Below are 14,242 nucleotides of genomic sequence, written 5' to 3'. Positions count from 1 at the left end.
CGTGTAGAATTATGCGTGTTTTGGTGGTTGAAAAAACGTTGGTTTTTCAAAAAGGGAAACAGAATCTTTGTAGTAAAAATTAACCGATATGTCTATAAAGGGGACTTTATCAATACTATACTCCTGTGTTGTATAAGTAAACAAGGTTAAACCATGCGTGCACGTTTGATGGTGTTCTTTAAAAGGAAGCTCGTTGTGTTCTGAATGTTCGCTAGCAGGATGGAATGTGGAGTCTCCATAATGTTCAGCTAAAAACTCAAAAAACGAATCACCATACTGTTCTTGGTGGTATTCTGCATGCTCTAAAAGTACACCAAAGCGAGAGAAGTCTTCAAAGCTAATATTGAAACTTTGAAAAAGAATTAAAAAAGAAAACGCTATAGAGGTTACTTGTGTCATACTTAACAAAAATACGAAATTTATTAAGTTATAGTGTAACAAGAGTTGCTGAGTTTAAAAATAAGCCTTTAACTGCACGTTACCCGTGTGGATCGTTTTGCTAGTCTCGCTTTTTCGACCAAAATACGTCAGATTTAAATCGAGGTATTTAGTAATTTTCTTTTGCGCCAATACACTCCAAGTTAGGTTTCTTCCGGGTTGTAATCCCTCGAGCATTTGATAGCCTACTGGGGTGTTCTGATTGCCTTCAAAAGCGTTAGAGAATACGTTGAATTCTCCTGAAATAGCCGCTTTTTGATTACTATTCACAGCAAACGATACCCCATATTTTTGTTGGTTTAAGCGTTCTAAATCCCCAATCGTATTTTCTTTTTCAGTGTATTGGTAAAACACATCAAAACGCATAGTGTCGTTTAGCAAATAGGAGAGTTTAGGGTTTAGGCGCTGTTCGTCTAGTTTGTAATTTTTACTAATAAAATTCTCGCTTTCACTGGTGTTTGTATCGAGGCTAGTTTGAAAGTTAACCAACCAGCTTGTTGCGAACTTATGATTAAATTGTAGTTGATGACTTGTAAGTGAATTTGCAATAAACCCAACGGTTAGTTGGTTTCTAGAGTTGTTTGTTAAAAAAGTATAGGAGGTGGTGTATTGTTGTTTACCACGGTTAAAAAATAATACATTTCTAAAATTAGACTGTAAGCCCAAGGCCGTTTCACTGTTATTTTTAAACGGATTTAAATTAAAAGACTGTCCGTCTCGTTTTATTTTTCTATCGATTAAATACGAGCTTTGGTTGTAAAAATGGGATAAGAATTTAGCGGTTTTAGAATCGGAATTAATCCATGAGCTCGGATTTAAGGTTAGCGTTTGACTTAGTCTGTTCTGATGTGTTTTTATAAATATTTGATTGGGTAATAACACGCGAATATAGCTGCCTTGATCTTGAAACTGAGCGATTTCGAACTCTTCAATTTCTTGTATGCTATTGCCATTGTAGTCTATCCATGTATAGGCACCTTGGCCGGGTTCGACTTCAACGTAAGTGAAGTCCTGCTGAGGGAGAGTTCCTGAATTGGTTTCAAAAACGGTATTCCACTGTATTAAATTACTTAAAAATTGCTGATTGTACTGTAATCTGGAGTTTAGAGACTGCTCTTTGGTTTTTGTAGAATCTTCATTTTTTAAAGTTCTATAATTTACATACAAGGCTAGATTAGTGCGTTCATTTTTAATTAATCGGGAATCTAAATAGTAGGTATTAGAGGTGTTCACTTTTTTTAAGCTATTATCTCTAATACTATCATTAACGCGATATTTATAACCAATTTCCGTGAATACGCCAGTACTGTCTCCAATTCCTGTAAAGACTTCGTAAGACTTATATTTTTGTGATATATCAGTCAGTAGCTTTGTGATCTTATTTTCTTGTTGGTTGTTTTCTGCGGCTAGTTTTGTGCCTATCCACGATTTTTCTTGATCGTAACGGATTGTATTATAGGTCCTGAAAAATGTGGAGTTATTTTCAAAAGAGTTCGCCGACAAGAAACTGGTTTGGGTAGCGAGGGTAAAGCGGTTTATAAACACGCGAGCTGAAGCGATATGTCGGTTTCCATTAAAGCCCTCCGAATAATTAAGGTGCTCAAACCGATAGCTTGCTAATCCTTTTTTTTGATGAAAAGCCTTGAGTCCTCCGGTAAGCAATGCTTGATTACCTAATCCGTTAATAATTTGATTAGCACTTGTTGAAGGAGCTAAATTCCAATCCCTGTTAAACTCCGGATTATAAAGCCCTTCAATATTTCTAAAGTTTTCATTAATATAATCGGTATCAAAAACGGCGTTTATATTCCATAAACTATCATTTTTAATTAAGGCTTGCTCTACGGTTACTTTTGCAGCGTAGCCATCATTGTCATTATCGTCTATATCCGAAAATAAGTTTAAATCGTTTTTACTTCCGGCAACTTCAAAATTTACAGTGGTTTTGTCGGTAGGGGTGTAGCTTCCGTTTACCACAGCGATTTGTAATTTCGTCGGGGAAACGAGCTGCACTACAGGTTCGAAATTTCCTTGAGGTACGCCTAATACGGGTGCAATATATTCGTAGATCACTGTAATAGCATTTGTATTACTTATTATATAATGCCCTTGTTGTTCGCCAACATTGGTGAATTTTACGTTGTATAAGGTGTCCTCGGGGTTGTTAGAAAACACAAAAGCTTCAACGCCATTAATCAGTTCTTTTTTATATAAAATCCGATTTTCATTATAGGCCTCCTCTACACTTGAAGGAGCTACCATTTGCGAGCGGTCGTCTCCCGCAGCACTAAGAACAGCGGCTTGCTCTGGGGAGAGGTTTAGCTGTAAAGGATTGTTTTTAGAATCGTTTTCTGAATAGACAGAGACACCAAGACTTAGTGTGTTGCTCTTGTAATTACCGCCGCCATAAGCGACTAAGCGTGAATAGTTGCGTTCGCTATATTGGTAGTCAACGCGAATTCGCATTTCGGAAGTGATAGGGAAAGTAGCGTTAAAAATAATTTCTCCGGCGTTGTAATCTATAATATAATCGGCGCTCTCACCCCGCTCTAAAGCAATACCGTTAACATATACGGTTTCACTACCAGATACAATGAGAACAAAAAGCTCCCCGTTTTTACCCTGTAATTTATAGGGTCCTTGATTACCTTCTTGTGCTGTGAATTGGCTGGATGTAAATTGTCCGCGGACTAGCGCTCCTGCGGCAAATAGGTTTGTTTGCGAATCGTCGTCACCTAATTGAGCCTGTAGAGATAAGCCCTGAACGCGTTTTGAAAAGTTAGAAAAATAAGAGTTGTTGTTTTCTAGGTCTATATCTCCTGCTCGAATGGACCACTGGTCACTAAAGAGTTCTATAAACACCTGATCAAACTCGTCTAGTTTTTGAGAATACCCACTTTCTTGTAAGGGAATGTTAGCATCTTGAATCGAAGCACGTAGAGAGACCTTATCATTTAGCTTACCGGTAATTTGTAAATCGAGCTCGCTGTCTAAAACCGAGTTTTGGTTGTTTCCAATAGTTACCCCTCGCGATATGCTTCCCGACGTGGTGAGTCCGTCGAACGGCATAAACGTGTTTTCGGTGTTGGGCTGCTTTATTTGGTAAATGGTATTAATATTATCGTTGTTTTCAACAATCACAGATTGGTCAAATAACTGGTAGGTTCTAGTTAAAAACTCGGGGTACTTGGTGTAGTTGATTACAAGGGAATCGCTACTAATAGGTTTGTGAAATCGCAGTATCGCTTTCTCAAAATCTACGGTGTACAAGGTAGAGTCTATAGGCGTGTTGTCTTTTAGCAGAAGATTAAAAAAACTAGGGTTTATGCTAACGCTATCAATTTTCATCTCTGTTTTAAAAGCTACGGTTTTACTCTTATGGATTGGGTTCTGCTCTTGCGCAGTGGCAAAAACACCCAAAATAAAAAAGGAAAGAGTAATAATTAGTTTCATATACTAGTATAAACTAAAAACAAGTCAATATATTTTGTTAATAGTTTTTGGTTAAAACATACTTAAATAGATAGCGTAAAAGTAACTCATTATTTATTTTAGCCGAAATAACTTCAACTTTACAATGAAAATAATCTCATATAACGTCAACGGAATACGTGCAGCAATAAATAAAGGTTTTATAGAGTGGTTAAAAAGTGCTAATCCCGATGTCATTTGTCTTCAGGAAATAAAGGCTATGAAAGAGCAGTTAGATCTACCGCTTTTTGAAGAGGCTGGATATAAATACAACTACTGGTTTAGCGCACAGAAAAAAGGCTATAGCGGTGTTGCTATTTTAAGTAAGACGGAGCCTAATCATGTTGAATATGGAACAGGAATAGAGTCTATGGATTTTGAAGGGCGTAACATTCGTGCCGATTTTGATGGGGTTTCTGTAATGAGTATGTATTTGCCGTCGGGAACTAATGATTTACGTCTGTCTCATAAATTCGAGTATATGGATCGCATTCAAGACTACCTTAGCGAATTGCGAAAAACCGTACCCAGCTTAGTTGTTTGTGGGGATTATAATATTTGTCATGAGGAAATAGATATTCATAACCCTAAAATGAAAAACGTCTCAGGATTTTTACCTGAAGAACGTCAGTGGTTAGGTGAGTTTATCGATTCTGGATTTACCGATTCCTTCAGGTATTTACACCCCGAATTACAGCAATACAGTTGGTGGAGTTACCGTGCAAATGCACGTGCTAATAATAAAGGATGGCGCTTAGATTATGCTATGGTTAGCGAACCGCTACAAGAAAACATTAAAAGAGCCGTTATACTTAGTGAAGCCAAACATAGTGACCATTGTCCAATACTGCTAGAATTAAATCTATAACCTTATATCACAGAATCAATGAAAAAAATCCTTGTTTTATCATTAGTCATTGCCTCTTTAACGGCGTGTGTTTCCCCTAAAGTCTATAAAGATTTGGAGGACAAATATGCTGCATTAAAAAAAGAGAATCAGTCTTTAAAAGATGAAAATAATAATTTGTTAAAAGCAAAAAATCAAGCGGCTAACGCCTTAGATGCGCTTCAAAAACAGTATGATGCTGCTGTGGTTAAACGCGATCAGTTGCAAAGTGATTACGATGCCACAAAATCTAGTTATACTAATTTAAAAGCGTCTTACGATGCTTTAGATGCCAATAGTTCATCGGCAATTGCAGCTAATTCTAAGAGAAATAGAGAGTTGTTAGCACAATTAGAGGCTAAAGAGCAGGCCCTTCAAGCCGAAAACCAACGCTTAGAAACTTTAAAACAACAGCTAGAAGCACGTTCTCAACGTGTGGCTGAGTTAGAAAGCGTTATTGCGGCTAAGGAAGCTGAAATGACTGCGCTAAAAGATGCGGTTTCTCGTGCTTTAACCGATTTTGAAGGTAAAGGTTTAACGGTAGAGCAACGCAATGGTAAGGTGTATGTATCTATGGAAAATAAATTACTTTTTCATTCAGGAAGCTGGTCTGTAGGTGTCGAAGGGCGTAAAGCAGTTAAACAATTAGGAGGTGTTTTGGCAGACAACCCTGAGATTGCCGTCTTGATAGAAGGCCATACCGATAACGCGCCATATAGAGGGTCCTCTCAAATTAGTGGTAACTGGGATTTATCGACTAAAAGAGCTACAGCGATAGTCCAAATTTTACAAGAAAATAGTGCTATTAAACCAGATAATTTAACGGCTGCTGGTCGCGGTGAGTATGCCCCCGTTGCTAGTAATGAAACTGTAGAAGGTAAATCAAAAAATAGAAGAATAGAGATTATTTTAACGCCTAAGTTAGACGAACTTTCTAAATTGTTAAACGATATTTAAGTTTAGGGCGTTACCCTGTCGGGTCAGGCTCTCGCAAGTCGCTTCCCGTGAAAAAACGGGAGAGCTCCAACAGGTGCTCCATCCTTAACGCAATACAGAAAACAGATTTAGACCTTTCGTAACCAATATAACGAAAGGTCTTTTTATATTTAAATAAAAATTAAGCATGTTATATACGACACTACCAAATACCACTATTAAAGTAAGTAAATTTTGCTTGGGTTCTATGACTTGGGGCAATCAAAATACCGAGGCCGAAGGACATAAGCAACTAGACTATGCTTTAGATCACGGTATAAATTTTATTGATACCGCCGAAATGTACCCTGTTCCGGCATCGGCAGATACTCAAGGACGAACAAGTGAAATTATTGGAACTTGGTTAAAGCAATCTGGACATCGCAATAAAGTGGTGCTCGCATCAAAAATTACGGGGCCCGGAGACTATACCGCACATATAAGAACCACAGGCTTTAGTAAACAAAGTCTGCATGATGCTGTAAACAATGAGTTAAAACGATTACAAACAGATTATATCGATTTGTTTCAATTGCATTGGCCTGAGCGACATACCAATACTTTTGGTGTTCGGGATTATGTTCCAGATGAGACCGATGAGTGGAAAGATAATTTTGCCGAAGTTTTAGAATCGATAAACGGTATTATTAAAGAAGGGAAAATTGGTAATTTCGGACTGTCTAATGAAAAAGCATGGGGCACCATGCGCTTTCTACAAGAGGCTGAAAAAAGCAATTTTAAAAAACCAATCACCATTCAAAATCCTTACTCCTTATTAAACCGTCTTTTTGAAGGCGATTTAGCCGAGGTTTCTCATCGTGAGCAAATAGGCTTGTTGGCCTATTCCCCTATGGCGTTTGGGGTGTTGTCGGGAAAGTACCTTAAAAAAACTGATGCCGCAAACTCACGTTTAAATTTGTTTTCACGCTATACAAGGTACAGTAGTGAGCAGTCTACAAAGGCTGTGAAAATGTATTTAGATTTAGCAGAAAAACACCAAATGTCTTTGGCACAAATGGCCTTAGCTTTTGTGACTCAGAGGCCTTTTGTGACGAGCACTATTATTGGAGCGACAAATTTGGAACAATTAAAGGAGAATTTAGGGTCTATAACGCTTAATTTAAGCCCAGAAATTATTAGTGATATTAATGCGATACATGCTGTGATTCCTAATCCTGCGCCTTAAAATTTAATCTTTATTTATGCTTTTGTTAAGAAAACAATAACATTAAAGGGTGATTCTTAAAGAAAACGGTATTTCGTCGATGAAATGCGCTTTTCGTCTATAAAATAAAGTAATGTATTTAGGTCATAATTATTTTTTATAGTTTAGGTGATTAATAAACTAAGAAAAATAGCTATAATGAAAAAAATTACTCATTTATTAGCGATGTTAACCATTTTATTAGGGTTGCAAGCTAATGCACAAATTGCCACTTTTCCTTATAATGAGGACTTTGAAGCGGGAGCTGGTGGTTGGACTGCCAATGGAGGTTCTTGGGCTCTAGGAGCACCGGCAAACACAGTTATTAATAGTGCCGACTCAGGTGCTAATGCTTGGGTTACGAATTTAACAGGTACCTATAGCTCTAACGAGGACTCGTCTGTAGTTAGTCCTGTATTTGATTTCACTACTCTTGCGGCACCAGCAGTACAATTAAGTGTATGGTGGAATTCAGAATTTAGTTGGGATGGAGCGGTCTTACAATCTTCCATAGACGGCGGAGCAACATGGCAAAATGTAGGTGCATTTGGCGATGCTAATAATTGGTTTAATGATGATACTATTAATAGTAATCCTGGAGGACAACAAGAAGGTTGGACAGGAAGACAAGGTACCGGTAACGGATCTGGTGGATGGGTTGTTGCAAGACATGCATTAATTGGATTAGCAGGAGAATCGGCAGTAAGTTTACGTATAGCGTTTTCTGCAGATGGTTCGGTTAACGATGAAGGTTTTGCTTTCGATACAGTATCTGTATATGAAGTAACATGTCCAGAACCATTAAATCTTTCAGCGTCGAATATTACTGCAACATCAGCAAATATAGCATGGGGTTTAGGAGGAACGGAAACAGCTTGGGAAGTAGTAACTCAACCGGCGGGAACAGGTGTTCCAACAGGAAATGGAGATGCAGCAACTTCAAATACAGCTTATGTAGCATCTGGATTAACACCGGCTTCTAACTATGAGGTTTATGTAAGATCTAGTTGTGGAACGGAATATAGCCCATGGGTTGGTCCGTTTAATTTTGCAACAGAATGTGTGACGTTTGTTGCCCCATATTCAGAAGGTTTCGAAAATGGAGGAGCTATTCCTTTATGTTGGACAATGAGTGGTGGTGAAGATTGGAGCTTTAGTAATACAGGAGCTGGAAACCATATCGGAAATAATGGTACGATTACAGGTAATACAGTAACTAACGGTTATTTTGCTTGGGTGGATTCGACTGGTGACGACGGGGAATCAACATTAACAACACCTCTTGTAGATGTGTCAGCTTTAATAACACCTTCAATTTCATTTTACGAACTTAGTGATAACGAAGGTAATGCGAACTCTCAATTAGTTGTAGAGGTTTGGGATGGTGCTGCATGGAACTTAATGGGTACTTATAATACCAATACTAGTGGTTGGGAAAAGAAAGTCATAAATATTAGTACCTTAACTATAACAGGAGACGTGCAAGCACGTTTTATTTTCTCTGAACCGGTAGGTGGAGATTTCTATGATGATATTGCTATTGATGATGTAACTTTCGATGAGTTACCATCATGTGTAAACCCTTCAAACGTGGGTATAGTTAATACAACCGATACTACAGCAACTATTTCTTGGGTTTCTAATGGTTTAGAGACAGCTTGGGAAGTTGCAGTGCAAGTACCAGGAACAGGAGTGCCTGCAGGAAACGGAGACGCGACTACGGTAAATCCTTATGTTGCTACTGGTTTAACGGCTGCTACAACTTATGAAGCTTATGTAAGAGCAGATTGTACTGGTGAATTTAGCGACTGGATGGGTCCAATTTCTTTCACTACAGAATGTGTAACATTTATAGCGCCGTACACCGAAGGCTTTGAAAACGGAGGAACTATTCCTGTATGTTGGTCAATGAGTGGTGGTGAAGATTGGAACTTTGATAACGATCCAGGATTTAACCATATAGGTAATAATGGTGTTATCGATGGGGTTACTGCTACCAATGGTTATTTTGCATGGGTTGATGCGTCAGGAACAGATGCACCAGCGGTTTTATTATCTCCTCTAGTAGATGTTTCAGGATTAGTAAATCCGGCATTATCATTTTATGAATTAAGTCATAACGAAGGTGATGCAAACTCTCAATTAGATGTAGAGGTTTGGGATGGTGCTGCATGGAATTTAATGGGTACTTATAACACAAACACCGCAGGGTGGGAATTAAAATATTTAGACTTAGGAGGGTTAACAATCACAGGCCCAGTTCAGGCGCGTTTTACATTTTCTGAGATTATTTCACCTGGTGATTTTTATGACGATATCGCTATCGATGATGTCACTTTCGGTGAGTTACCTTCTTGTGTGCAACCAGGAGGAATTCAAGTAACAAATATAACAGGCGTTTCAGCTGATGTGTCATGGATGGCAGGTGCAGGAGAGACGGCTTGGGAGTATGTAGTGCAACCAGCAGGAACAGGAGAGCCTACTTCTGGGACAGCTGTGACTACAACAACAATTAACGAAACAGGATTAGCTTTCCAAACAGATTACGAAGTTTATGTAAGATCTGACTGTGGAACTGATGGTTTTAGTGCATGGTCTGGTCCAGTGACCTTTACAACGACGGTTCAAGTAAACTATACTGTAGATTGTTCTGTAGGTCCTGTAAACTTCACATACTGTTATGAAAATAACGATACTAATGTGTTTACTTTTACAAGTACCGATGGTACGCCACTTAATTTTGCTATAAACGCAGGTACAGTAGAATCTAACTGGGATGAATTCTTAGTGTTTGATACTGACGGTACAAATATGAATGTCGCTACACCTTACGGTAATAACGGAAATTTAGCAGGATTAACATTTGTTTCTACAGGTGATACGATTTCGTTTACGATTGATTCAGATGGTTCTACAGGATGTTCTACGGTGTCAGCTTTTGATACTTTAGATATTACAGTGTCTTGTGCAACTTGTGTTAACCCAGAAGCTACCTTTATGGTAATAGATGACTGTGATAATGGCGATCAATTTTTAGTAGACGTTAATGTAACGTCTCTTGGAGATGCCACTTCTGTTTTAATTTCGGATAACCAAGGAAGTACACCAGTTTCAGTTTCTGAGGCAGGTACTACGCAATTTGGACCTTTCCCTTTTGCAACAGATGTTATCTTTACAGTTGCTAATGAGCAAGATGTTAACTGTGTCATTACGAGTGCAGCTATTCAGTTATTAGCATGTCCTCCAGCTAACGATAATTGTCTTGGAGCTACAGTGGCTCAAGTAAATACCGATGGTAGTTGTACAGTAACAACGCCAGGGACAATTTTAGAAGCTACACCATCAGGTGTTCCAACAGGAACTTGTGGCGGTGATCCAAACGACGATGTGTGGTTTGAGTTTACAGCATTACATGAACTTGAAATAATTTCAATATTAAATATTCAAGGAGGAACAACGAACTTAGATTTCGGAATTTACGAAGGTGCTTGTGATGCCCTTGTGGAAATGGATTGTTTTACTACCGATTCAGGTATAACACCGCCATTAACTATTGGTGACACGTATTATATTAGAGTATTTTCTGGAGGTTCTTCTTCTGAGTCTAGTTCATTCGATTTATGTATTACAGAGGCGCCAAGTGGAACATCTTGTGACAATGCGGGAACATTCTGTAATAATAATGGGGTTCAAACATCACCAAACCTGACTAACTTCCCAAGTGGAGGGCAAATAGCTTGTTTATATACAACTCCAAATCCATCTTGGAATATTATCCAAATTGGAGAATCTGGAACTATTGAAATTCAAATTACCCAAACTTCAGATACAGGAAATGGATTAGATGTCGATTTCGTATTATGGGGACCTTTTGATACGGCAACCGATTTTTGTGAAGCTAACGTGTTAGATGAAGGGTGTCCTACACCTGGAGATTGTCCTAACAATACTTCAAACTCGAATTTCTATCCATCAGGAAATATTATGGATTGTAGTTATAGTATCAATTCAGTAGAAAATATGACTATTGATAATGCCATTTCAGGAGAGGTTTATGTACTGTTAGTTACTAACTACGCAAACCAACCTGGAGATATTCAAATACAACAAACCAATTCTGGTGGAACAGGTGCAGGATCTACTGTTGCTGAATTAGATGTGGAAATAACTTCTAATGATACGGTATTCGTAGACGAAGATAACGATGAAACTACACCTGCAGTAGCTAATTTATGTGGGTTCAGTTCGACAACTTTAACTGCTGAATCTCCATTTGCAGATACTTACGAGTGGTTTCAAAATGGGATTATCTTAGATAATGAGACTTCAGGGTCGTTAGTGGTAACAGAATCTGATTTTTATAGTGTTATTGCATATGATAGTGATTGTGAGGTATACTCACAGTATGATGTCCTTCTTAATTTTTATGACTCAGCAGTAGCAAATGCGGCACCAGATATGGTGACGTGTGATATTTCTGGTGATGGTACTGAGGATTTTAACTTGGAAGCTCAAACACCTGTTATTTTAGGTGCTCAAAGTGAGACAGAATTTGTGGTAACATATCATGAAACTTTAGGTGATGCACAAGCAGGAACAAATGCTTTAGCTTCTCCTTATAATGCTGTAGATGGAACTACAATTTACGTTAGAGTTGAAGATTTCGATGCTGTTGGTTCAGGTTCAGGTTGTGCAAGTACAAACACGTCATTCGACTTATTAATAACAGGAGCTATTCCTGTGGCGACAAGTGTAGACTTTGAGCTTTGTGCTGAAGATGCGGAAGATGAAACGGAGTTGTTTGACTTAGACTCGCATTCGGCGGCAGTTTTAGATGGTCAAAACCCAGCGACTTATAACGTGTCTTACTATTTATCACAAGTTGATGCTGATGCAGGAGCAAATGCTCTAGTATCTCCTTATACGAACATTTCTAATCCACAAACAGTTTATGTGCGCGTAGAAAATAATGCGTCTGCAGATTGTTATGCAACGACTGCTTTAGACTTAGTGGTTAATCCGTTACCAAATACAACTATAGATACAAGTAATGTTTACGAGGTGTGCCCTAATGCAACATCGCCAATAGCGATTACAGCTATTGGAAACAATTACTCGGAGTCTGAAGTTACTATTTCATGGACTAAAGACGGTGTTGTTATTCCTGGAGCTACAAGTTTAGTTTTAAACTCTGTTTATACTGCTGGTACTTATGAAATTACAGTGAGCTTTAATAACAGTTCATGTCCATCAACTACAGAAGAAGTAGAAGTTTATGAGCTAGAATCTTGTGTTATCCCTCAAGGTATTTCACCGAACGGCGATAACTTAAACGACAACTTCGATTTAAGTAGTTTTGATGTACAGAGTTTAGAGATCTTTAATAGATATGGAACTAAAGTATATTCTAAGACAAACTATACAAACGAATGGTTTGGACAATCTAACGATGGTGATGAGTTACCAGTAGGAACCTACTACTATGTAATGAAATACCAAGGCGGAAAAGTAAAAACAGCTTGGGTTTACATTAACAGATAATAGCATTACAAACATCAACTAAAATAAAAGAATGAAAAAAATATATATCCTTTTCGCCGTTTTGTTTGCTTTAAACAGTTATGCACAACAAGACCCACAGTACACACAGTACATGTATAATATGAATATTATTAACCCGGCCTATGCTGGTTCTAGCGAGAGTGTTTCTATTGGAGCACTCTACAGGAGCCAATGGGTTGGAATAGAAGGTGCTCCTACTACAGGAACACTTTCTATTCACTCTCCGGTAGGGAATCGTGTAGGATTAGGTTTCTCACTTATTAGTGACGAAGTTGGTCCTGTAAGTGAAACTAATGCTTACATCGATTTCTCATACACCTTGCCAATGGGAACAGAGACTAAATTAGCTTTAGGTTTAAAAGCGGGAGCTACATTTCATGATATCGGAACCGGTTCGGTAGTGACTTTAGATCCAGGAGATCCATTTTACAGTCAAGATATTAACGAAACCACACCAAATGTTGGTGCTGGAGCGTATTTCTACAAGCCAAACAAATACTACATTTCTGCCTCTATGCCAAACATTTTAAATGCAACACATTTAGATGTTGATGGTCGTAAAATAGGATCAGAATCAGAGCATTTATTTGCAGCTGCAGGTTACGTATTCGATTTATCACCAAACTTTAAATTAAAGCCACACGTGCTTGCTAAGTTTGCTTTCGATGCACCCGTATCTTATGATGCTAACCTAAACTTATTTATGTACGACTTAGTAGAAGTAGGTGCAGGTTACCGTTTAGACGATTCGTTTAGTGGTATGATAAACTTTATGGTATCTCCAAATTTAAGAATAGGATATGCTTACGATAGCATTCAATCTGACTTAAATATCGATACCAGTTCATCACACGAAATATTTATAAACTTCGACATTTTCTTACCAAAGAAAGTATCGCGTTCACCTCGTTATTTCTAATCAGTTAAGCTAAATCAACTATGAAAAATATAAAATTATTATTAACACTAATTATCCTGAGTAGCTTTAGTGTGACTGCTCAAAATAAATCGACTGAAAAAGCCGACAAACATTTTGCGAAGTTGCAGTTTGTAGAAGCTGCCGAAGCTTATGCTAAACTTGTAGACAAAGGAGAAGCCGATGCTTATGTGTACGGTCAATTAGCCGAAGCGAACTACAATATTTTTAATACTGTAGACGCCGAAAAATGGTATGCTAAAGCTTTAGAATCTAGTACAGATCCTGAAATGAGATTTAAGTACTCTGAAATGCTAAAAGCTAACGGAAAGTATGACGCTTCAAACCAACAAATGCAAAAGTTTGCTGCCGCTAACCCTAGCGATGAGCGCGCGAAAGCTTTTTTAGCAAACCCTAATTATCTAAATGATATTTTAGCTAAAGAAGAAAAGTATACAGCCAAAAACTTAGAGTTTAACTCTGAAGCTTCAGATTTTGGAGGGACTTTAAAAGATGGTAAATTATACTTTACTTCTGCAAGAAACGATTCAAGACGTACTTACGGCTGGAATGACCAACCGTTTTTAGACATCTACGAGTTAACTTTAGCTGAAGATGGAACTTACTCTGAGCCTAATTTAATAAAAGGAAAAATCAATACGAAATACCACGAAGGTATCGTATCCTTCTCTCCAGATGGAAACACTATGTATTTCTCTCGTGAGAGCTTCTTTGACAATATGTACGAGAAGAACGAAGATACTAACACTAAATTAAGTGTGATTCAATT

7 protein-coding genes and 1 pseudogene are annotated in these 14,242 nt (G+C 38.0%); 6 read left to right on the top strand and 2 right to left on the bottom strand.

Annotated features, from left to right (window positions below):
• Window positions 1-9 precede the first annotated feature (9 nt).
• Window positions 10-399, bottom strand: a complete 390-nt coding sequence (locus BLV64_RS01285; RefSeq protein ID WP_092131384.1) for a hypothetical protein — start codon at window positions 397-399, stop codon at window positions 10-12.
• A gap of 54 nt (window positions 400-453) precedes the next feature.
• Window positions 454-3,891 (bottom strand): hypothetical protein, encoded by a 3,438-nt coding sequence (locus tag BLV64_RS01280; protein WP_092131381.1) that lies wholly within the window; start codon window positions 3,889-3,891, stop codon window positions 454-456.
• A 124-nt stretch (window positions 3,892-4,015) separates the two neighbouring features.
• On the opposite strand from BLV64_RS01280, the gene BLV64_RS01275 reads away from it, so the two are divergent.
• The 6 genes and pseudogenes from BLV64_RS01275 to BLV64_RS01250 all read left to right on the top strand — a co-directional run.
• Window positions 4,016-4,777, top strand: a complete 762-nt coding sequence (locus tag BLV64_RS01275; protein WP_092131378.1) for an exodeoxyribonuclease III — start codon at window positions 4,016-4,018, stop codon at window positions 4,775-4,777.
• An 18-nt stretch (window positions 4,778-4,795) separates the two neighbouring features.
• Window positions 4,796-5,752, top strand: a complete 957-nt coding sequence (locus BLV64_RS01270) for an OmpA/MotB family protein (RefSeq protein ID WP_092131377.1) — start codon at window positions 4,796-4,798, stop codon at window positions 5,750-5,752.
• A gap of 166 nt (window positions 5,753-5,918) precedes the next feature.
• Window positions 5,919-6,956: an aldo/keto reductase gene (locus BLV64_RS01265; protein WP_092131375.1), complete on the top strand. Its 1,038-nt coding sequence runs from the start codon at window positions 5,919-5,921 to the stop codon at window positions 6,954-6,956.
• A 177-nt stretch (window positions 6,957-7,133) separates the two neighbouring features.
• Window positions 7,134-12,515, top strand: coding sequence for a T9SS type B sorting domain-containing protein (locus BLV64_RS01260; protein ID WP_143034115.1), 5,382 nt, complete (start codon window positions 7,134-7,136; stop codon window positions 12,513-12,515).
• A gap of 31 nt (window positions 12,516-12,546) precedes the next feature.
• Window positions 12,547-13,455, top strand: a complete 909-nt coding sequence (locus BLV64_RS01255) for a PorP/SprF family type IX secretion system membrane protein (RefSeq protein WP_092131373.1) — start codon at window positions 12,547-12,549, stop codon at window positions 13,453-13,455.
• Window positions 13,456-13,475: 20 nt separating this feature from the next.
• Window positions 13,476-14,242: pseudogene (locus BLV64_RS01250) on the top strand (PD40 domain-containing protein); the annotation flags it as partial.

Origin of the sequence: Bizionia paragorgiae, assembly GCF_900107625.1 — a bacterium.
Taxonomy (GTDB): domain Bacteria; phylum Bacteroidota; class Bacteroidia; order Flavobacteriales; family Flavobacteriaceae; genus Bizionia; species Bizionia paragorgiae.
This window is presented reverse-complemented; position numbering and strand designations above follow the sequence as displayed.